Origin of the sequence: Rhodococcus sp. Chr-9 (assembly GCF_000801125.1) — a bacterium.
GTDB classification, from domain to species: domain Bacteria; phylum Actinomycetota; class Actinomycetes; order Mycobacteriales; family Mycobacteriaceae; genus Rhodococcus; species Rhodococcus pyridinivorans.
This window is the reverse complement of record NZ_JTIZ01000050.1, coordinates 18,552-39,571: the sequence shown is the minus strand read 5'-3', so window position 1 is coordinate 39,571 and position 21,020 is coordinate 18,552. Positions and strand designations below refer to the sequence as shown.

Below are 21,020 nucleotides of genomic sequence, written 5' to 3'. Positions count from 1 at the left end.
GCACCCAGCCGGCACCAGTACCACTGCTAACTGCGAAGAGCCACATACGCGGGTTCACCTACGGCACACTCCCCGGTCATCCCGCCAGCGGCGAGGAGACCTTCGTCGTCGAGCGCACCGTGGACGGACGGGTGCGGGGAACGGTGCTCGCGTTCTCCCGCCCCGCCCGCTGGTACACGAAGCTGGCCGGTCCCGTCGGGCACCTGCTCCAGCAGCAGATCGCGCGACGTTATCTCGCGGCACTCACAGCTTGACCGTCACATCGTCGACGGCCCTGCGCAGGAACTGACGGAAGACGTCCACAGGCTGCGCACCCGACACCGCGACGGCGCGGTTGGCCACGAAGAACGGCACCCCCTGCACGCCGATCCGTCGCGCGTCGAAGAGATCGGCGGTCACGGCGTCGGCCGCCGCTTCACCGGCGGGATCGTCGCCGTCGAGCGCCGCGCGCGTCGACTCCGGATCGAGCCCGACCTCGGCGGCGACCTTCACGAGGACATCCACATCGTCGATCACCTCGCCGTCGATGAAATGCGCACGGAACAACGCTTCGAGCACCTCGTCGCGCTTGTCGCCCGCCAGATGCACGAGTCGGTGCGCATCGAAGGTGTTGGCGGCGACGACGTTGTCGAAGTCGATCTCGAGTCCAACGTCGGCAGCGGTGTCCGAGACCTGCGCGAACATCTGCCTGACCTGCTCGGCCGGCATCCCCTTCATCGCGACGAGCGCCTCCACCTCGGGGACCCGTCGCCCGACCGGCGTGTCGGGCGAGAGCTGGTACGACCTCCAGGTGACCTCGATCCGGTCGCGGTCCTCGAAGGACTCGAGGGCCTCCGCGAAGCGCCGCTTGCCGATGTAGCACCAGGGGCAGGCGATGTCGGACCAGATCTCGATGTGAGCGGTGGGGAGAAGTACGTCAGGCATGCTCATATTCGATTACAACCCGGCCCTGACGTGCTCTGTTCCCGGCCGATCGGTCCACGAACCCGTCAGCTCTCGAGCGCGGCGTCCAGGGAGATCTCGACGCCGGTGAGTGCCTTGCTCACAGGGCATCCGGCCTTCGCGTCCTCCGCGGCCTTGACGAAGCCGTCGGCGTCGAGGCCGTCGACCTCGCCCCGCACCTTCAACCGGATTCCGGTGAGTCGAAATCCGCCCGCCGGATCGGGCCCCAGCGAGACGTCGGCGGTGACCTCGAGGCTCTGCGGCGTGCCGCCCGCCTCCGCGATCAGCGCGGACAACTGCATCGCGAAGCACGACGAGTGTGCGGCGGCGATGAGCTCCTCGGGGCTGGTGGTGCCGTCCGCGTTCTCCGCCGAGCGTTTCGGGAACGACACGTCGAACGTGCCACGGCCCGAGCTGGTGAGCTCCACCTGACCGGAGCCCTTCTGCAGATCCCCGTTCCATGCGGTCCGTGCGGTACGAGTGGGCATGACCTCTCCTTCTCTGGGTGCGACAGCACTGCATGCGACAGTGCTTCACGAAGACAGTGCTTCACGAACCACACTTGCAGAGTCGTCGTGGTGGCGAGGGCCGTTCGCGCCAGAGCGTTCCTGATGTCCGGATCAGGCCGATCGCGCCCTGAGTTCGCGGTCGCGCTCACGGATCGACTGCACGGCTCCGTCCCGTTCGTAAGGTCGCACCTCGAGCCGCCGCTTCACCTCTGCGATCTCCCGCATACGCTCGGCGTGACCCCGCCGGGCGGCGCGTCCGGCGCCTCCGGGCACCAGGACATTCAGGTCGCGTAGGAGGTTGCGCGCGAACCACACCGGGTACAGCGCCGCCATCGGGCTCAGTCGCGGAACACCCACAACGTCGGCGTATCCGGAACCCAGCGACAGGCGGGCCAGGTCGGCGTGGAAGTGATAGCGCGCCCAGCTCCTGATGCGGTTCTCCGCACCCGGGCCGTCGACCCCGTAGATGCAGGGAACGGCCTTCAGCGCGGCCTCGGTGAGAGCGGCGGACGAGTCGTCGGGGTCGACCGCCGACCAGACCGCCAGCCAGATCAGACGCAGAGGGTAGCTGGCCGGGAAAGCGATGGCGGTGGTGAACGCCATGAGGGTGCTCATCGGCATCCGCACGATCGCCCGCGCGGCGAGATCGAGCTTGGTGGGCCACACCGAGTCGCCGACGAGCAACGACATCGCCAGACGCGGGCCGCCTTCTCGCAGGATCGGCTTCGGTGCGAGTCGATCGGTTCGGTCGTGCAGGTGGGCAGTCGACGATGCATCGATCGTCACGTTTCCTCCTCGTCCGGATTCGGGGACCGACCATGACGAGGATTCCACAATTAGTACACACTTAATTCCGGAATTGGTCGATTCCGGAAGTCTGGTCGTGTTGTGCCACACTCGACGATGTGTCCGAGCCCGAAGCCACCCGCGCGTATCGCGGCGTCGCCCCGGCCGACCGGCGCGCCGAACGCCGCAAGCGTCTCCAGAACGCGGTGATCGACGTCGTCGCCGACGAGGGCTGGTCGGCGACGACGGTACGGAAGGTCGCGGCCACCGCGGGAGTCGGCCCGCGCTTCTTCTACGAGAGCTTCACCGACATGACCGACCTCGTCACCACCGCCTACGACGAGCTCGGCGCGACCCTGCTCGAACGCGCCGTCGACGCCATCGCGGCGGCCCCCGACGAGCTGCACGCCAAGGCACGCGCCGCGGTGGGAGCGATCGTCGGCGCCGTCGAACGCAACCCCCAGCAGGGTCGCTTCCTCATCTCCGACGCGCCCCCGCTCGCCGAGCGGAAGAGCGCGTTCATCCGGTCCGCCGCCGACGAACTCGCCAAGCATAGCGACGCGGTGGGCACCCGCCTCGACTCCCGGCAGGCCGAACTGCGTGCGGTGATCGTCATGGCCGGCGCCGTCGAGCTCGTCCGCGGCTGGCTCGACGGCACGCTCGACATCCGTCCCGACGAACTCACCGAGATCGTCGCCAGCACCCTGTCGACACTCACCGCGCACATGCCGACCATCGGCAGATAAGCAGGCGGCAAGGTCGGCCGCGACCCGCGGCAGGGCAGATCGGCCGGAAAGAAGATCTCTGCTCAGCCCTGCACCGCGGCAGACAACCCGCTCAGAGCCTGGTCGACGTGGGCGGGCCACTCCCGGGCGTCGATCCGATGCACGCCCGCCTCCCCCGCGAACGCACTCGAGACCACCACATCGGGTTCCGTCTTCGCCAGCAGGCGCAGACTGTCGGCGAGCACACGGGCGTCGCTCATCCCCTCGATGTAGCCGGCCCGCCACGTCCCCGAAGCACCGCGATACAGCGTGTCGCCGGTGAACAGGTAGCGGGTCCCGTCCGCGCCGGGCACCAGATAGCAGGTGCTGCCCACCGTGTGCCCGGGTGTCGGAACGATCTCCACCCCGTTGTCGTCCACATGACGTTCCGTCAGCGGGACGTCGATGCGGGCGTGCCGGCCGACCACGTCGGCCTCCGCCGCTGCCGCGTGGAGTCTCGGCCCGAAGCGCTCGGCGATCCTGCCGAGCATCGGACCGGCCTCGTCCTGGTGGGACAGGTACTGGTCGGTGATCCCCCCGAGGCGGTCCAGTTCGTCGAAATCGGCCTCACCCGCGACCGAGTAGAAGAGCACGTTGTTCGTCCCGGTCCACAGATAGGCATGCGTCCTCAGCCCCGGGAACGGATTGTCCTCCTGCGTCTCCCACAGATCGGGCAGTACTTGCCGCATCGCGGTACCTCCTGGTCGTCGTCCGGTCACCACCACCGTGCAACCTCGAGCCGACTGAAGGTCAAGTGCGTCGGACGACAAGAGGGGCGACACCCTCTCGGGTGCCGCCCCTCTCGGTACAGCAGGTGCCTGCTCTCACAGGCAGCAACACGTGCCCGCTCCCACAGGCAGCGGACGCTTATCCGGCTTCGGACTCGCCCTCGCTGGACTTGGCCAGCGCGACCGCCGGGGTGTCCGGGACCTCGGCCGGCTTCTCGCTCGGCGTGAACGTGAACTTCGCGTTCTCGCCGGCGCCCTCGCCGTCCCAGCCCTCGACGTCGACGAGGACGATCTGGCCTGCGCCGATCTCGCCGAACAGGATCTTCTCGGAGAGCTGATCCTCGATCTCGCGCTGGATCGTGCGACGCAGCGGACGTGCGCCGAGCACCGGGTCGAAGCCGCGCTTGGCGAGCAGCGACTTCGCCTTCTCGGTGAGCTCGATACCCATGTCCTTGTTCTTCAGCTGCGTCTCCACACGTCCGACCATCAGGTCGACCATCTGGATGATCTGATCCTGCGTGAGCTGGTGGAAGACGATGATGTCGTCGATACGGTTGAGGAACTCGGGCCGGAAGTGCTTCTTCAGCTCGTCGTGGACCTTGTTCTTCATCCGCTCGTAGTTCGACGCCTCGCCCGTTCCGGCCGAGAAGCCGAGCCCCACGGCCTTCGAGATGTCGGCGGTGCCCAGGTTCGACGTGAAGATCAGCACGGTGTTCTTGAAGTCGACCGTGCGTCCCTGGCCATCGGTGAGGCGACCGTCCTCGAGGACCTGCAGGAGGGTGTTGTAGATCTCCTGGTGGGCCTTCTCGATCTCGTCGAACAGAACCACGGAGAACGGCTTGCGGCGCACCTTCTCGGTGAGCTGGCCGCCCTCTTCGTAGCCGACGTAGCCGGGAGGAGCACCGAACAGGCGCGACGCGGTGAAGCGGTCGTGGAACTCGCCCATGTCGATCTGGATGAGCGCGTCGTCCTCGCCGAACAGGAAGTTCGCGAGCGCCTTGGACAGCTCCGTCTTACCCACACCGGACGGGCCGGCGAAGATGAACGAACCGGACGGACGCTTCGGGTCCTTCAGGCCGGCACGCGTACGACGGATCGCCTTGGCGACGGCCTTGACGGCGTCCTCCTGGCCGATGATGCGCTTGTGCAGCTCGTCCTCCATGCGGAGCAGACGCGTGGTCTCCTCCTCGGTGAGCTTGAACACCGGGATACCGGTCCAGTTGGCGAGGACCTCGGCGATCTGCTCCTCGTCGACCTCGGCGATGACGTCGAGATCGCCCGCACGCCACTGCTTCTCGCGCTCGGCACGCTGCGCGACGAGCTGCTTCTCCTTGTCGCGCAGGCTCGCGGCCTTCTCGAAGTCCTGCGCGTCGATCGCCGATTCCTTCTCGCGACGGGCGTCGGCGATCTTGTCGTCGAACTCGCGCAGGTCCGGCGGCGCGGTCATGCGACGGATGCGCATGCGGGCACCGGCCTCGTCGATGAGGTCGATCGCCTTGTCCGGCAGGAAGCGGTCGTTGATGTAGCGGTCGGCGAGAGTGGCCGACGCGACGAGCGCCTTGTCGGTGATCGAGACGCGGTGGTGCGCCTCGTAGCGGTCGCGCAGACCCTTCAGGATCTCGATGGTGTGCTCCACCGTCGGCTCCCCGACCTGCACCGGCTGGAAGCGGCGCTCGAGAGCGGCGTCCTTCTCGATGTACTTGCGGTACTCGTCGAGGGTCGTCGCGCCGATGGTCTGCAGCTCACCGCGGGCGAGCTTGGGCTTGAGGATCGACGCAGCGTCGATCGCGCCCTCGGCAGCACCGGCACCGACGAGCGTGTGCAGCTCGTCGATGAACAGGATGATGTCGCCGCGGCTGTTGATCTCCTTGAGGACCTTCTTCAGGCGTTCCTCGAAATCGCCGCGGTAACGGCTGCCGGCGACGAGCGAGCCCAGGTCGAGCGTGTAGAGCTGCTTGTCCTTGAGGGTCTCGGGGACTTCACCGTTGACGATGGCCTGCGCGAGACCCTCGACGACGGCGGTCTTGCCGACACCCGGCTCGCCGATGAGCACCGGGTTGTTCTTCGTACGACGCGACAGCACCTGCATGACGCGCTCGATCTCCTTCGCCCGGCCGATGACCGGGTCGAGCTTGCCTTCGAGAGCTGCCTGCGTGAGGTTGCGGCCGAACTGGTCCAGGACGAGCGACGTGGACGGAGTGCCGGTCTCGCCACGGCTCGTGCCGGATTCTGCGGGCTCCTTGCCCTGGTAACCGGACAGCAGCTGGATGACCTGCTGACGCACCCGGTTGAGGTCGGCGCCGAGCTTGACGAGCACCTGCGCCGCCACGCCCTCACCCTCGCGGATGAGACCGAGCAGGATGTGTTCGGTACCGATGTAGTTGTGTCCGAGCTGGAGCGCTTCGCGAAGGCTCAGCTCGAGGACCTTCTTGGCACGAGGAGTGAAGGGAATGTGCCCCGAGGGCGCCTGCTGACCCTGGCCGATGATCTCTTCGACCTGGCTGCGCACACCTTCGAGGGAGATACCCAACGACTCGAGCGACTTCGCCGCCACACCCTCACCCTCGTGGATGAGGCCGAGGAGGATGTGCTCCGTGCCGATGTAGTTGTGGTTGAGCATCCTGGCCTCTTCTTGAGCCAGGACAACGACGCGCCGCGCGCGATCGGTGAACCTTTCGAACATCGCACTCCCTCACACTCTCCGGCCGCCGGTCCGGTACGCCGATCGTCCCGCACCCTGCTGCCGCTCTTAAGCTCCGGCACTCGAGTCGTTCGTCGGAACCTTTCAGAGGTTCCAAGCTCCCACTCCACACTCTAGTGGCCGTGGTATCGACTCGCTTTCCCTCTACCCTTCGGAAGGCGGCGAGAAAACCCGGTTTCAGAAGTCAACGCTGCACGTGGCGGATACGTTTCCGCAAGCTGTACGCCACAAGCGAACAGAGGCTGTGGGGGATCAACGGGCGAAGAATCGCTCGATCCTGCGTCCGAAGCTCCGCGAGGCGCGTTCGGGATCGGCCAGAGCACTTTCTGCGAGGACACTGTCCTCGTCCGACACCGTACCCGGTTCGAACGGCCGCAGCGAACGTCCCGGACCGCGCAACCGTTCGATGGCGGAGATGAGCGAACCACCGTCCTTCGTGGCCTCCGCGATCACCTCGGGGTCGACGTCGAGATGTTCCGCCACCAGGATGTTGCGCAGCTCGACGGCGGCGCGGCCGACCGCGTCCCCGGGTTCGGCGGACTCGATGGCCAGGTCGCATTCGGTGTCGAAGCCCATCGAACGGTTGTTCAGGTTCGACGACCCGATCCGCAGCAACGTCTCGTCCATGACGACGACCTTCGCGTGCACGTAGATCGGCTCCCCGCCGGCGGTGACGGGATAGTAGGCGGCGAAACGGCCGTGCACGTCGGCCTCCCACAGCATGTGCAGCAGGGCCCGCCGGGCACCGTCCATGGCCTTGCGTTCGAGCCAGCCGTCGGCGTTGCGTGGGATCACCACCACGATCTCGGGGCCGTCCGGTTCCTGCAGTCGCTCGGCGAGAGCCTCCGCGATCCTGCGCGAAGCGAGGTACTGGCTCTCGAGGTAGAGAGTGTGCCGCGCCTTCTCGATCACCGACAGGTACAGCGCCTCGATCTCGTGGACGCCGTCCTTCCCGTCGTAGGCGGGCAGCGTGCGCGCGATACCCACGTCCACACCGCGGAGGGTCGGCTCGAGATCGTCGGGCCAGATCGGCTCCGGCTCCGGCACGGGATCGAGCTCCTCCCCCGTGGCCGCCTTCCACCGGGCGCGGGCCTGGTCACCGAGGGCCCGCGCGGCGTCGCCGTCGACGGCGGTCGTCACGTCGTGCCACGGTCCGTAGCGTTTACCGCTCGGCTCCCGCCGGTATTTGCTCCGGTCCGGATGATCCGGGGTGTCCCAGCGGTCGACGGTCATATCGATACCGCCACAGAAAGCGATGCTGTCGTCGACGACGAGAATTTTCTGATGGTGCGCAGCGCCCACGGGATGCGCCCCGTCGATTTCGAAGTGCAGGCTCGGGTCGGTGAGCCAATCGAGCACGAACACCGGCGTCATTCCGCGTGCGAGGGCACTGAACGCACCGATGTTCCACTTGAGCAGATAAATATCGAGACCGGGTCGACGTTCGGGAAGCCATTCGAGGAATTCACCGAGTTTGTTCGGTCCCTCGAGAGTTGCACCCTCGGGTTCGAACTTGATCCGGGTGTCGAAATCCCACCCGATCAGCATGATGCGTTTTTCCGCCCGGAGCATCGCCGCCTTGGCGTGACGGAAATAGTCGGCGGCGTCGACTATGCAGGTCAACCTCTCCGCTCGCGCAATTCGCCAGCAGGTGGAACCTGGTTCGAGCACGGTCTCGGCCATGAGCGGATGCTACTCCCCGACCGCATCGTGCCGGGTCGTCCGCACGATCGACGTGTGTGACAGGCGCCACTGTGCCACAACCCAACCCGTCCACCGACGACTGTGGGGCGCCGTCCACTGATGGACGACGCCCCACGGACGAGGATTCGTCAGTGCGCTTTGTTGTACGCCTCGACGATCTCCGCAGAGATTCGGCCACGGGCCGACACCGGCAGATCGTTGTTCCGTGCCCATTCACGGATAGCGGCCGTCTGTTCGCGACCGGCACTTCCGGATCCGCTCTTGCGCGCAGCCGGCGCAGTTCCGGCAGCGGTCTTGCTCCGCTTGCGGCCGCCGACCTTACGAGCGTGTTCGATCCAGAATTCCAACTGCTCGCGCAGCCGTGCCGCATTGTCCTCGGAAAGGTCGATCTCGTACGTCACTCCGTCGAGACCGAACTCCACCGATTCGTCCGCCGCCGACTCCTGATCCACATCGTCGATCAGGGTGACAGTGACTTTTTTCGCCATGTGGTGTAAATCCTCTCAAATGCGCTTCCCCCCGCGGGACGGGCACCACACTACCCGCCGATTAACGCATCGCAATATGGAGCGGCGAAATCCGATTAACGGGTGTTCGGTCGAACAATCGGGAACAGGATTGTTTCGCGGATTCCCAGACCGGTAAGTGCCATCAACAGACGGTCGATTCCCATTCCGGTACCGGTGGTTGGCGGCATTCCCTGTTCCATCGCGGCGAGGAAGTCCTCGTCGAGAGCCATTGCCTCGTCGTCCCCTTCCGAGGCCAGACGCGCCTGGTCGACGAAACGCTCGCGCTGGATCACCGGATCGACGAGTTCCGAGTAACCCGTGGCGAGTTCGAAACCTCGGACGTACAGATCCCATTTCTCGGTGACCCCGCGCACCGTGCGGTGATCGCGTGTCAACGGCGACGTCTCCACGGGGAAATCACGCACGAAGGTCGGCTCGTGCAGCTGGTCGCCGCACATGTGCTCCCAGAGCTCCTCGACGAGCTTGCCGTGACCCCAGCCCTTGCCCTCGGGAATCTCCAGACCGACACGATCCGCGAGAGCCGTCAATTCCTCCAGTGTGGTGTCGGGGGTCACGTCCGTGCCGATCGCCTCGGACAGCGAGGGATACATTTCGAGAGTTTTCCATTCACCCCCGAAGTCGTATTCCGTACCGTCGGCGAGCGTCACCACATGGGTGCCGAAGACCCCGAACGCGACCTCCTGGATGATCTCGCGGATCATCCGCGCCGAATCATCGTAGGTTCCGTACGCCTCGTACGTTTCGAGCATCGAGAATTCCGGCGAGTGCGTCGAGTCGGCACCCTCGTTACGGAAATTGCGGTTGATCTCGAAGACCTTCTCGATACCGCCGACGACGCAGCGCTTGAGGAACAGTTCCGGCGCGATACGCAGGTACAGATCGATGTCGAGTGCGTTCGAGTGCGTCACGAACGGGCGGGCCGCCGCACCGCCGTGCAGGGTCTGCAGCATGGGCGTCTCGACCTCGAGGAAGCCGCGACGCTCGAGCGCGTTGCGCAGCTCGCGCACCACCGCGACACGCATGCGTGCATTGCGACGTGCTTCGGGACGCACGATGAGGTCGACGTAGCGCTGACGCACCCGCGCCTCTTCGTTCATCTCCTTGTGCGCGACCGGCAGCGGACGCAGCGCCTTCGACGCCATGGTCCACGAGTCGGCCATGACGCTGAGCTCACCGCGACGGGAGCTGATGACCTCGCCGTGCACGAACACGATGTCGCCGAGGTCGACCTCGGACTTCCAGGCGGCGAGCACCTCCTCGCCGACGCCGGCGAGGCTGAGCATGACCTGCAGCTGGGTGCCGTCGCCCTCCTGCAACGTCGCGAAGCACAGCTTGCCGGTGTTGCGCGAGAACATCACGCGGCCGGCAACGCCCACGACGGTGCCGGTGGCGGTGTCGGGCTCGAGGTCGGGATACTCGGCGCGGATCTCCGCGAGCGTATGGGTGCGCGGGATCTCGACGGGATAGGCCTCCGAACCCTGTGCCAGGAGCCGTTCGCGCTTCTCGCGGCGAACCCGCATCTGCTCGGGGGTGTCGTCGGGCTGCTGAACGGTGGCATCACTCACGGGTAACCAGACTATCGGACACCCGAGGTCACTATTCCTGCAGATGCGCGCTTTCAGTGAGCGGTGACCCGCGCCACGTCCTGCGCGACGTGCTGGGCCTCGGCGACTGCGCCGATCAGGCGGGCCGCGCGGATGGCGTCGTAGCCTCCGACGAGGTGGGTGACCCGGCGCAGACCCTGCGCGTGCAGTTCGGTGACCACACCGTGCGAGCTCGCGCCGTCGGACGAGACGAGGATCCATTCGACGTCGCGGTCGACGGCGAGGGCGAGACGGCCCGGGCCGCTCGGATCGAGTCGCTCGGCGACGAGATCGGCGGAGATGGCCAGTGCACCGGGAAGTGTTCCCTGAGCGGCACGTTCGGCGTTCGAGCGGATGTCGACGACGACGGCGCCGCGGGCGACCGCTGCGGACAGTTCGGTGGGGTACGTGCGCTCGACGGCGAGCCGGTGGAAGGCGACCGGAGCAATAGTGGCAACCGGAGCAGCGGTGGAAACAGAAGTGGTGGAAAGAAGCGCAGCGCGCATGAGAAAACTCCAAGGAATGTGTTATCGGTCGAGGCGGCGGTCAGCCTCGACAACACTCCTGGGTGCTCACGCAACGGATCACGAGGAACATCTTTACACAGAATGACGCTCAGCGGAACCCGCAGTTCCGCGTGCCGCTCGTCTCACCTGGTTCCGCTCGTACACCAGACGCAGTCCCTCGAGGGTCAGATCCGGCTCGTGGTGCTCGAGAGTGCGCGACTCCGGCATGATCAGCGGCGCACTGTCGCCGGTGCCGATGACGGCCACGTCGTCACCGTCGAAACCGGGCACCTCGGCGCAGATCCGCCGCACGATGCCGTCGACCATCCCGGCGAACCCGAAGACGGCTCCCGACTGCATGCACTCGACGGTGTTCTTTCCCAGAACACCTCGGGGACGGAGCAATTCGACCTTCCTCAGCGCCGCCGACCGCGACGCCAGCGCATCCATCGAGATCTCCACACCCGGAGCGATGGACCCGCCGAGGAACTCCCCCTTGCCCGACACGACGTCGACGCACGTGGAGGTCCCGAAATCCACGACGATGCACGGGGATCCGTAGAAGTGGTAGGCCGCCAGACTGTTGACGATGCGGTCGGCGCCGACCTCCTTCGGGTTGTCCACGAGCAGCGGCACTCCCGTGCGCACCCCCGGCTCCACCACCACGTGCGGCACCGACGACCAGTAGCGGTCGAGCATGACGCGCAGCTCACGTAGCACCGACGGCACGGTCGACAACGCCGCCACCCCGGTGACCTGCTCGGCGGATTCGCCGAGCAGACCGCGGAACAGCAGGGCGATCTCGTCGGCGGTCATCCTGGGGTCGGTACGGACGCGCCAGTCGCGCAGCAGCCGCGCGTGCGAGCCGCTGCCCGCGAACACCCCCAGGACGATATTGGTGTTGCGGACGTCGACGGTGAGGAGCACCTCTAGACCAGGGACGGGGAGTCGAGAGTCGACAGCATCCGCGGCGTGATCAGGCCCGAGCCCTCGGGAGCGTGAGCGGGATCGTTGCCGAGCTCGACCTGGCGGTTGTCGGCGTCGACGAACACCACGCGCGGGTCGTAGTCCTTGCACTCCTGCTCGTTCATCACGCCGTAGGCGATGAGGATGACGAGATCGCCGGGGCTGACGAGACGTGCTGCGGCACCGTTGATCCCGATGACGCCCGATCCACGCTCACCGGCGATGACGTACGTCTCGAGCCGGGCGCCGTTGTCGATGTCGACGATGCAGACCTGCTCGCCCTCGAGCAGATCCGCGGCGTCCATCAGATCCTGGTCGACGGTCACCGAACCGACATAATGCAGATCCGCGTGGGTGACGGTGGCGCGGTGGATCTTCGACTTCATCATGGTGCGGAACATGCTCGTCCTCGGTTTCTTTCTCGTTTCCGAATTCGATCGGTGGGTCAGCGGTTCGTCAGGTTGTCTTCGGCGTCGGGATCCACCGGACCGGTGGCTCGTTCGAGGAAGCCGGTGCCGACGGCGACCCCGACGTTGTCGATGAGGCGTGTGGAGCCGAGTCGTGCGGCGACGAGCAGTCGGCCGTCGCCGCGTTCGGGTGCCGGCCCCAGATCGGCGCCGCGCACCTCGAGATAGTCCACCTCGATCTGCGGACTCTGCGCGAGCACGTCGCGTGCCGTGGACAAGATCGCCTCGGCTCCGCCCGCTGCGGCGTGTGCGCCGGCGACGAGCGCCGCAGACAGCGTGGTCGCGATCTCGCGCTGCTCGGGGTCGAGATAGCGGTTGCGGGAGGACAGCGCGAGCCCGTCCTGTTCGCGCACGGTGGGAACGCCGAGGATGCGGATGTCGAGATTCAGGTCGGCGACCATCTGACGGATCAGGGTGAGCTGCTGGTAGTCCTTCTCACCGAAGAACGCCGTGTTGGGACCGACGATGTTGAACAGTTTCGCGACGACCGTCAGCATGCCCGCGAAATGACCGGGACGCGCAGCACCTTCGAGCTCCGACCCGAGTGGACCCGGGTGGATCGTGGTGCGCGGGCCCTGCGGGTACATCGCCGAGACCGTCGGCACGAAGGCGAGTTCGACGCCCGCTTCGCGGAGCAGTTCGAAGTCGGCGTCGAGAGTACGCGGGTAGGCGTCGAGATCTTCGTTCTTCCCGAACTGCAGCGGGTTGACGAAGATCGACACGACCACGACGGCCCCGGTGAGCTTGGCCTGGCGCACGAGTTCGAGGTGACCGGTGTGCAGCGCACCCATCGTCGGTACGAGTGCGACGGTGCGGCCGACGCCGCGCAGAGCCCGGGTGACCTTGGTCAGGCCTGCGGGATCGTGGTGAACGGTCAGTTCACCTCGCACGTATCCGCGCTGTCCTGCTTCACTCACCGTATTCAGCTCCTTCGAGAATTGCCATCAGTTCCGGCTTCGACCCGGTCCGTTGCGCCGATCGCAGCGACAGCGCGCGGTACCCGGCGGCGATCAGCGGGTCGACGGCCTCGAGCGCACGCAGGTGCGCGGCCACGGCGTCGGCATCGCCGCGCGCGACCGGCCCGGTGAGGGCCGAGGGCCCGCGCCGCAGCACGTTGTCGAGCGCTGCGGAGAGCAACGGCTGCAACACCCGTTCGGCGACTCCACCGGGGGCGTCGTCGACGAGTTGCTGGCCGAGCAGTTCCTCCCCCTGCAGGGCGCTGCGCAGGGCCTCGACGGCGTCGGCGACCAGCGTGACCAGGTGGTTGCTGCCGTGCGCGAGCGCAGCGTGGTAGGTCATGCGCATGGACTCGGGGACGCGGACCGGCTCGCCGCCGATCTCGAGGACGAGGGACTGCGCGATGGCGTAGCCGATCTCGTCGGCGGCCGTGATGCCGAAGCACGCGGAGGAGAGCCGGTCGATGTCCTCGTCGTGGCCGGTGAAGGTCATCGCGGGATGGATCGCGAGCGGCACGGCGCCCTGCTCGGTCAGCGGCTCGAGGATCGCGGTGCCGTGAGCACCGGAGACGTGGACGACGATCGTGCCGGCGGCGACCGAACCGGTGGCTGCGAGGCCCTTGACCAGGGACGACAGTTCGGTGTCGGGAACGGCGAGAAGAAGGAGATTGCAGCGGCCGGCAACCTCGTCGACCGGCAGGATCTGCGAATCCGGCAGGCGCGTGGCGGCACGGTGCCGCGAGACGTCGGAGACGGCCGAGCAGGCCACGACGACATGACCAACGCGTTCGAAAGCTGCGCCGAGTGCAGTGCCGACCCGTCCGGCGGACACGATTCCTACCGACAGGCGCGCAGGCGCGGGTGCGTTGGTGATCCCGAAGGAATTCACGGGAGTCCTCTCGTTCGTTCCAGTCCCGCTCAGCGGGTACCGGACGTTCCGCTCGACAATAGCGCGCGTTTTCCGGGGCTCGCCACGGTCGGGCCGAGTGATCTGCGCCTCATCGTCCGAGGTGGGGCGGGTGCGACCTGCCGCGCGATCGCCCCGCGATCAGCGCTCGGCCGACAACGACGCGAGGATCTCCGCGACCGTCCGGCCCTCACCGTCGCCGCGACGGCGCCGGGAGCGACGTCCGGACGATTCGTGGTCGTCCTCGTCGTCCTTCTGGGTCGTTTCCGCAGCTCCATCGGCCTTCGCGGCGGTGTCCTTCCCCTCCGCGGGGTCATCGCCCTTCGTCTTCGCTCCGGCCCCGTCTGCGTCCGTTTGCGGGTCGGGATCGGATCCGGGCTCGTGCTTACCGGGCTTCTGCGGCTCCGGCTTCCCGTCCGCCGCCTTCTCGGCGCTCGCGACCTTCGCGTCCCCGGTCTTCGGGTCCCCCGTCTTCGAGTCCCCGGTCTTCGGGTCCTCGGTCTTCGGGTCCCCCGTCTTCGTGTCTCCGACCTTCTGATCCTCGACTTCCGCGTCCTCGATCTCGGCGTCCTCGACGTCCGGTCCTGCGGCCGCTTTTCCAGCCGTCGCCTTCTCGACCGTGACCTTCCCGGTAGCGGACTTCCCCGTCGCAGAATCAACCTTCGCCTGTTTCTCGGCACGCGGTTCTTCGACATCACCCTTCGCGGACGTCTTCTCCGACGCCTCCGCCGCCCGCATGGCCGCCTCGACCGACTCGGTCTCCGCGGTGACCGGCTCGTCGTCGGGAGAGGCGAAGGCCGGTCCCGACGGACGCGGAGCGGACACCCGCGCCGCCTCGCTCAGTCCACGCAGCTTCTCCGCCTGGCCCTCGAGGGCGACGACATCGTCGGGGAGCCGGCCGTCGAACAACATCTCGAGCGTGCGGCGCAGGGTGGCCAGCTCGGTGCGCAGGGCCGCCATCTCCCCGGCGTCGAGTTTCAGATCGGCACGGACCTTCTCCTCGACGGTCAGCTCGTACTCGCGCCGCGCCGCGATCTCCCGTTGCAACTGCAGTTCGTAGACCGTCTTCAGGTCGTCGGCCTTCGCCCGATCGAGCGCCGATTCCCGGCGGTACTTGTTCATCGCGATGGCTCCGACAGTGGCAGCCCACAGGGCGACGACCACCGCGACACGCAGCAATTGCACGCTCTCACTGAAGATCAACAGCAGCGAGGCGATCATCGCCAGAGCGAGCAGACCGGCCACGATCATCGAGCCGGTACTGCGCCACGGACGGCGATTCCTGTCTGGTCGCGCCGAGGTTGCCATGACCATCAGGGTACTTGGGTGGGTCCTCGGATCGGAGCCGGACGACACGCCCTTCCCCACCCCGAAATCCGATGTCAGAGCGCCGGTTCGTTCGGTTCGTCGGGGTCTTCCGGTGTCCGGCAACAGTATTCGAGCCACAACGCGGCCGCCGCCAGCGCTATGCCGGCGAGGGCTCCGACGAGCACCCCCGACGTGTCGTCGGTGGCGGCCTGCACGACGCCGCGTTGCGGTACGAGATACAGCAGGAAACCGGCCCACACTCCGGCGCTCGCGGCACCCACCAGTGCGGACGCCTTGGCGAGCGCGACCGCGCGGGCGGCGGTGATGGGATGCAACCTGCCGGGGCCCTCACCGATCTCGTGCTTGCCGACCCGCGACCGGATCATGAACGCCAGGATCACCTCGATGACCGCGACGGGATACAGCGAGGCTCCCGCGTAGACGGGGATGGGCGGCAGCGAACCGTACATTGTGCGGACGAGCAACCACGCGACGATCGCTGCCAGCACGGCCAGCGCCAGCAGATCTCGGATCCGGGTCTGTTTCAGCACTCGGCGTGTCCCTGGGTCTTCGGCCCGGCCAGCGTCAGGTCGGTGCGGTGCACACCTTCCCGTTCGGCGGCGTCGAGTTCGTCCAGCCAGTCGCCGATGCCCAGCCGCCGGCCCTCGGCGGTGAGCACGGCCTCGGGTTCGACGTCGAGCCACGGGACGAGCACGAACGCCCGCTGGTGTGCGCGCGGGTGCGGCAGGATCAGTTCCCGATCGTCGCTGCGCACCTCACCCTCGCCGCTGACGCAGGTCACGACGTCGACGTCGAGGCTGCGCGGACCCCAGCGCTGGATCCGGACGCGTTCGGCGGCCTCCTCGAGTTCCTGGCCGAACCGCAGCCAGTCGCGCGGACCGAAGGCGGCATCCTCCGCGACGACGACCGCGTTCAGGAAATCCTCCTGTTCGACGCCGCCCCACGGTGCCGTCGAGTACACCGCCGAGACGGCGACGGCCCGCTCGCCCAATGCGTCGACGACCGACCGCAGGTGCGCGAGCCGGTCGCCGATGTTCGATCCGATGGACAGCACGGCACGACTCATCAGGCGCTCCCCGTCGCATCGCTGCGGGAGCGGTCGATCACCACGGCGACGTCGCCGAAGGTCAGCGGGATCGGCGCCGACGGCTTGTGGAGCGTGACCTCCACCCGGGCGACACGCGGGTCGGTGAGCACCTCGTCGGCGATCTCCCCCGCGACCGTCTCGATGAGATCGCGGCCCGGACCGGCGATGATCGCCGCGGCTCGCTCGGCGAGTTCGCCGTAGTGCAGCGTGTCGGCCAGCTCGTCGGATGCCGCGGCCGGCGCGAGATCGAGCCACACGACGATGTCGACGACGAAGTCCTGACCGTCCCGCTTCTCGTGCTCGAAGACGCCGTGGTTGCCGCGGACCGTCAGTCCCCGTAGTTCGATGCGGTCGCTCACGCGTGCACTCCTTCCGCGCTGCCGCGCTGCCAGGCACGCACCACCGCGAGCGCGTCGCGGGATGCCTGCACGTCGTGGACGCGTACGCCCCATGCGCCGTGTGTGGCGGCGAGCGCCGAGACGACGGCCGTGGCGACCTCACGACCCGAGGGCGGGCGGACCGTGCCGTCGGGCGCCGCGAGCAGCGATCCGAGGAATCGCTTCCGGGACGCCCCGATGAGCACCGGGAAACCCAGGTCGGTGAGTTCGGGCAGGCGCTGCAGCAACTGCCAGTTGTGGTCGGGTTCCTTCACGAAACCCAAACCGGGATCGAGCACGATCTTGTCGGAGTCCACGCCTGCGGCCACCGCGATGTCGACCTGCGTGAGCAGCTCGTCGCGGACCTCGCGGACGACGTCCTCGTAGTGCGTCGAACCGCCCGCGTGGACGAACTCGCCGAGGGGACGCCAGTGCATGAGGATCCACGGCACCCCGGCCTCGGCGACCACCGCGGCCATGTCGGCGTCGGCGCGCCCACCCGAGACGTCGTTGATCATGGTCACCCCGGCCTCCACGGCCGCCTCGGCGACCGAGGCGCGCATCGTGTCGACGCTCGTGGGGATGCCTGCCTCCGCCAGAGCGGCGATGACCGGCGCCACGCGGGACGCCTCGACCTCCGGGTCGACGCGCACGGCCCCGGGCCGGGTGGACTCGCCACCCACGTCGACGATGTCGACGCCGAGCTCGCGCAGCTCGAAGCCGCGGGCTATCGCGGTCTCGCAGTCCAGATATCGACCGCCGTCGGAGAAGGAATCACTGGTGACGTTCAGTACGCCCATCACGACAGGCCACTGTTCGGCGGGGAAGACGGTCACCGGCGCAGGATCAGGTCCAGGGCCTCGGCACGCGACGCCGAACTGGTCTGGAACAGCCCGCGCACGGCGGAGGTGGTGGTGCTGGCACCGGGCTTGCGGATGCCGCGCATCGCCATGCACAGGTGCTCCGCCTCGACCACGACGATCACGCCGCGCGGCTGCAGCTTGCGCATCATGGCGTCGGCGATCTGGCGGGTGAGGCGTTCCTGGACCTGCGGACGCTTGGCGTAGAGGTCGACGACACGCGCCAGCTTCGACAGACCCGTGACGCGGCCCGTGGGGCCCGGGATGTATCCGACGTGGGCGACGCCGTGGAACGACACGAGGTGATGTTCGCACGTCGAGTACATCGGGATGTCTCGCACGAGGACGAGTTCCTGATGACCTTCGTCGAAGGTCGTGTCGAGGACCTCGTCCGGGTCGGTGAACAGTCCCCCGAACACCTCGCGGTAGGCACGGGCCACCCGGGCGGGAGTGTCGCGCAGGCCCTCGCGGTCCGGATCCTCACCCACCGCGATCAGCAGTTCACGCACGGCCGCTTCGGCTCGGGCCTGGTCGAACGTACGACCCGCGTCCACGCTCAATTCGTGGGTCGTCACATCCTCCGGGTCGGAACCCGTATCCGACTTCAGGTGGTTCACCGACACCCGCTCGCCCTCCACTCTTCGCTCACTCGTCTCCATCGGAACCGACGGCCCCGATGCGCGCCCCGTACCGACTCACCGACACGGATCAGTGCCGGCCGGCCGGGCCTTCCCACCGCTGTGTGGGAGGGGGTTCGGGAGCGCCGTAACCATCGCGCGGTTGCGAGTCTCCCACGTGGTTCTCACCACGGTGCGCATCTGCCGCACCGTCTTCGCCGGAGTCCGACGGACGGTCGGCGTCCTGCGGCTCCTGCGGACGCCCGAAACTCTGCGTTTCCTGGGCCTGTTGTCCGTAGCTGGGCTGTCCGTAGCTCTGGGGGTTCTGCCCCTGATGGCCCTGCGGATATCCGTATCCCTGAGGCTGTCCGGGGCCCTGCGGCCCGTGACCCTGCTGTTCCTGCGGGGTCTGCTCGCGCGGTGGCCAGCCGGGAGCCGACCATCCGGCGGGAGCACCGTAGTCCGGACGCGTCGCGTGCCGCGGACCACCCGGATACGGAGCCGTCGGCTGGAAGCCCGGAAGCGGCTCGGAGGCCGGGACCGGCTGCGACTGCTGTTGGGGTTGCGGCTGCTGTTGGGGCTGGGGGTAGCCGTTCGCCGGCTGGTACTGCGGCTGCGCGCCGGGCTGGTAGCCGGCGGGAGCGGGCGCCTCGCCCTGGCCCGGATACTGCGGGTGCTGATGCGCCGGCTTCGTCAGCGACGGCGGTTCCGGCGGCCACGGCTCGCCACGCTCGGCCGCGAGCTCGGCGGGCGTCTTGATCGGCGGCTTGTCGGACGGGACCCGATCACCGAAATCGTTGAAGGTCGTGATCCGCGGACGCTTCTTCACGTCGGCCAGGATCCGGTCGAGATCCTTGCGGGTCAGCGTCTCGTGCTCGAGCAGCTCGCCCGCCAACACGTCGAGGGCGTCGCGGTACTCGTTGAGGATCGCCCACGCCTCGGTGTGCGCGGCCTCGATGAGGTTGCGGACCTCCTCGTCGATCTCGCGTGCCACTTCGTGCGAGTAGTCGGACTGCACACCCATCGACCGGCCGAGGAAGGGGTCGCCCTGCTCCTGGCCGTAGCGGACGGCGCCGAGCTTCGCGCTCATGCCGTACTCGGTGACCATCGCGCGCGCGATCTTCGTGGCCTGGTCGATGTCGGACGAGGCGCCGGTGGTGGGCTCGCGGAAGACGAGTTCCTCCGCGGCACGACCGCCCATCGCCATGACGAGGCGCGCGATCATCTCCGAACGCGTCATCAGGCCCTTGTCGTCCTCGGGCACCGTCATCGCGTGACCGCCGGTGCGGCCGCGGGCGAGGATGGTGACCTTGTAAACCGGCTCGATGTCGGGCATCGCCCACGCGGCGAGGGTGTGACCACCCTCGTGGTAGGCCGTGATCTTCTTCTCGTGCTCGCTGATGATGCGGCTCTTGCGGCGGGGACCGCCGATGACACGGTCGACCGATTCCTCGAGGATCGCCTCGGTGATCACCGTGCCGTTCTCACGGGCGGTGAGCAGCGCGGCCTCGTTGACGACGTTCGCGAGGTCGGCACCGGACATGCCCACCGTGCGCTTGGCGAGCGCACCGAGATCCGCGTTGGGATCGATCGGCTTGCCCTTCGAGTGAACGGCGAGGATCGCCCGGCGACCGGCGAGGTCGGGGTTCGTCACCGGGATCTGACGGTCGAAACGGCCGGGACGCAGCAGTGCCGGGTCGAGGATGTCGGGGCGGTTCGTCGCGGCCATCACGATGATGCCGGAGCGGTCGCCGAAGCCGTCCATCTCGACGAGCAGCTGGTTGAGGGTCTGCTCACGCTCGTCGTGACCACCGCCGAGGCCGGCGCCGCGCTGGCGGCCGACCGCGTCGATCTCATCGACGAAGATGATGCAGGGAGCGCTCTGCTTGGCCTGCTCGAACAGATCGCGCACGCGGGAGGCGCCGACACCGACGAACATCTCGACGAAGTCCGAACCGGAGATCGTGAAGAACGGGACGCCCGCCTCGCCGGCGACGGCACGCGCGAGGAGGGTCTTACCGGTGCCGGGAGGACCGTAGAGCAGTACGCCCTTGGGGATCTTCGCGCCGAGCGCCTGGTAGCGCGCCGGGTTCTGCAGGAAGTCCTTGATCTCGTAGAGCTCCTCGACGGCCTCGTTGGCGCCGGCGACATCGGCGAAGGTCGTCTTGGGCATGTCCTTCGACAGCTGCTTGGCCTTCGACTTGCCGAAGCCCATCATGCCGCCGCGACCACCGCCCTGCATGCGGCTCATCACGAAGAAGAACACGCCGAGCAGGATGATCATCGGCAGGACGAAGATGAGGATCGAGGTCAGCCAGCTCTCCTGGGTGACGCTCGTGTCGTACTTCTGCGCGCCCGACGCGGCGACCAGGTCGAAGATCTGTTCGGAGGCCGACGCGGGGTACTTCGCGATGATCTCGGTGCTGCCCTCGGTCGCGTCGTTGCCGTTCTCGAGCCACAGACGCACCTGCTGTTCGCGGTCGTCGATGCGGGCTTCGCTGACGTTCTGCGATTCGAGTTGGGACACCGCGACGGACGTGTCCACCTGGGTGAAACCGCGCGTGTCGTCGCCGAAGTAACTGAAGGCGTAGATCACCAGCAGAATGCCGGCGACGATCGCCAGATTACGGAACACTGTCTTGCGGTTCATACAGGTTCGGCCCGAGCGGCCGGTCCTTTCGATCGAGTTCGTCGGGGTCTC

General features: G+C 67.5%; 22 protein-coding genes. 2 read left to right on the top strand and 20 right to left on the bottom strand.

Annotated elements, in window-relative coordinates:
• Positions 1-254 (top strand): DUF1990 domain-containing protein (locus QR64_RS06185; protein ID WP_152640922.1); only part of this gene is annotated, 254 nt, incomplete at its 5' end.
• Here the strand turns inward: QR64_RS06185 and QR64_RS06180 are convergent.
• The 3 genes from QR64_RS06180 to QR64_RS06170 all read right to left on the bottom strand — a co-directional run bounded on the left by QR64_RS06180 (position 244) and on the right by QR64_RS06170 (position 2,237).
• On the bottom strand, positions 244-930 hold the full coding sequence (locus tag QR64_RS06180; RefSeq protein ID WP_052227213.1) for a DsbA family protein: 687 nt from the start codon (positions 928-930) through the stop codon (positions 244-246). The two genes, QR64_RS06185 and QR64_RS06180, sit on opposite strands and share 11 nt — an antisense overlap.
• A gap of 59 nt (positions 931-989) precedes the next feature.
• The gene (locus QR64_RS06175) at positions 990-1,430 is read right to left on the bottom strand and encodes an OsmC family protein (RefSeq protein WP_006550498.1); all 441 of its coding nucleotides are present in this window, start codon (positions 1,428-1,430) and stop codon (positions 990-992) included.
• Between the two features lie 132 nt (positions 1,431-1,562).
• Positions 1,563-2,237, bottom strand: coding sequence for a hypothetical protein (locus QR64_RS06170; RefSeq protein ID WP_039584543.1), 675 nt, complete (start codon positions 2,235-2,237; stop codon positions 1,563-1,565).
• A 119-nt stretch (positions 2,238-2,356) separates the two neighbouring features.
• Here QR64_RS06170 and QR64_RS06165 point away from each other — a divergent pair, with 119 nt between their 5' ends.
• Complete coding sequence (locus QR64_RS06165; RefSeq protein ID WP_039584533.1) at positions 2,357-2,983, top strand: TetR/AcrR family transcriptional regulator; 627 nt, start codon at positions 2,357-2,359, stop codon at positions 2,981-2,983.
• A 62-nt stretch (positions 2,984-3,045) separates the two neighbouring features.
• On the opposite strand, the gene QR64_RS06160 is transcribed toward QR64_RS06165, so the two are convergent.
• From QR64_RS06160 to ftsH, 17 genes are all read right to left on the bottom strand, one after another.
• Positions 3,046-3,690 carry an MBL fold metallo-hydrolase gene (locus QR64_RS06160; protein WP_006550501.1) on the bottom strand — a complete coding sequence of 215 codons (645 nt, stop codon included), beginning with the start codon at positions 3,688-3,690 and terminating at the stop codon, positions 3,046-3,048.
• Positions 3,691-3,868: 178 nt separating this feature from the next.
• Entirely contained in the window at positions 3,869-6,412 is a 2,544-nt protein-coding gene (locus QR64_RS06155) for an ATP-dependent Clp protease ATP-binding subunit (protein ID WP_006550502.1), read from the bottom strand.
• 270 nt (positions 6,413-6,682) lie between these two features.
• On the bottom strand, positions 6,683-8,113 hold the full coding sequence (locus QR64_RS06150; protein ID WP_039584532.1) for a phospholipase D-like domain-containing protein: 1,431 nt from the start codon (positions 8,111-8,113) through the stop codon (positions 6,683-6,685).
• Positions 8,114-8,262: 149 nt separating this feature from the next.
• Positions 8,263-8,622, bottom strand: a complete 360-nt coding sequence (locus QR64_RS06145; protein WP_006550504.1) for a histone-like nucleoid-structuring protein Lsr2 — start codon at positions 8,620-8,622, stop codon at positions 8,263-8,265.
• A 95-nt stretch (positions 8,623-8,717) separates the two neighbouring features.
• Positions 8,718-10,184, bottom strand: coding sequence for a lysine--tRNA ligase (gene lysS, locus QR64_RS06140; protein ID WP_230826494.1), 1,467 nt, complete (start codon positions 10,182-10,184; stop codon positions 8,718-8,720).
• 98 nt (positions 10,185-10,282) lie between these two features.
• Positions 10,283-10,753, bottom strand: a complete 471-nt coding sequence (locus QR64_RS06135) for a rhodanese-like domain-containing protein (RefSeq protein ID WP_006550507.1) — start codon at positions 10,751-10,753, stop codon at positions 10,283-10,285.
• A 93-nt stretch (positions 10,754-10,846) separates the two neighbouring features.
• The gene (locus QR64_RS06130) at positions 10,847-11,680 is read right to left on the bottom strand and encodes a type III pantothenate kinase (protein WP_006550509.1); all 834 of its coding nucleotides are present in this window, start codon (positions 11,678-11,680) and stop codon (positions 10,847-10,849) included.
• A 2-nt stretch (positions 11,681-11,682) separates the two neighbouring features.
• On the bottom strand, positions 11,683-12,120 hold the full coding sequence (gene panD, locus QR64_RS06125) for an aspartate 1-decarboxylase (RefSeq protein ID WP_006550510.1): 438 nt from the start codon (positions 12,118-12,120) through the stop codon (positions 11,683-11,685).
• A gap of 44 nt (positions 12,121-12,164) precedes the next feature.
• Positions 12,165-13,103 carry a pantoate--beta-alanine ligase gene (gene panC / locus QR64_RS06120; RefSeq protein WP_006550511.1) on the bottom strand — a complete coding sequence of 313 codons (939 nt, stop codon included), beginning with the start codon at positions 13,101-13,103 and terminating at the stop codon, positions 12,165-12,167.
• Positions 13,096-14,031: a Rossmann-like and DUF2520 domain-containing protein gene (locus tag QR64_RS06115; RefSeq protein ID WP_024102843.1), complete on the bottom strand. Its 936-nt coding sequence runs from the start codon at positions 14,029-14,031 to the stop codon at positions 13,096-13,098. The genes panC and QR64_RS06115 overlap by 8 nt, the downstream gene beginning before the upstream one ends.
• 159 nt (positions 14,032-14,190) lie before the next feature.
• Positions 14,191-15,357 (bottom strand): DUF6779 domain-containing protein, encoded by a 1,167-nt coding sequence (locus QR64_RS06110; protein WP_235367027.1) that lies wholly within the window; start codon positions 15,355-15,357, stop codon positions 14,191-14,193.
• A 74-nt stretch (positions 15,358-15,431) separates the two neighbouring features.
• A complete protein-coding gene (locus tag QR64_RS06105) occupies positions 15,432-15,908 on the bottom strand; it encodes a DUF3180 domain-containing protein (RefSeq protein WP_019290198.1) in 477 nt (158 codons plus the stop codon).
• On the bottom strand, positions 15,902-16,444 hold the full coding sequence (gene folK, locus QR64_RS06100) for a 2-amino-4-hydroxy-6-hydroxymethyldihydropteridine diphosphokinase (RefSeq protein ID WP_006550515.1): 543 nt from the start codon (positions 16,442-16,444) through the stop codon (positions 15,902-15,904). The genes QR64_RS06105 and folK overlap by 7 nt, the downstream gene beginning before the upstream one ends.
• Positions 16,444-16,824 (bottom strand): dihydroneopterin aldolase, encoded by a 381-nt coding sequence (gene folB / locus QR64_RS06095; protein ID WP_006550516.1) that lies wholly within the window; start codon positions 16,822-16,824, stop codon positions 16,444-16,446. Before folB ends, folK begins: the two co-directional genes overlap by 1 nt.
• Positions 16,821-17,642, bottom strand: a complete 822-nt coding sequence (folP, locus tag QR64_RS06090) for a dihydropteroate synthase (protein WP_200886486.1) — start codon at positions 17,640-17,642, stop codon at positions 16,821-16,823. The genes folB and folP overlap by 4 nt, the downstream gene beginning before the upstream one ends.
• Positions 17,643-17,674: 32 nt before the next feature.
• On the bottom strand, positions 17,675-18,340 hold the full coding sequence (gene folE, locus QR64_RS06085) for a GTP cyclohydrolase I FolE (protein WP_006550518.1): 666 nt from the start codon (positions 18,338-18,340) through the stop codon (positions 17,675-17,677).
• 70 nt (positions 18,341-18,410) lie between these two features.
• The gene (gene ftsH / locus QR64_RS06080; RefSeq protein WP_019290199.1) at positions 18,411-20,969 is read right to left on the bottom strand and encodes an ATP-dependent zinc metalloprotease FtsH; all 2,559 of its coding nucleotides are present in this window, start codon (positions 20,967-20,969) and stop codon (positions 18,411-18,413) included.
• Between the last annotated feature and the right edge of the window lie 51 nt (positions 20,970-21,020).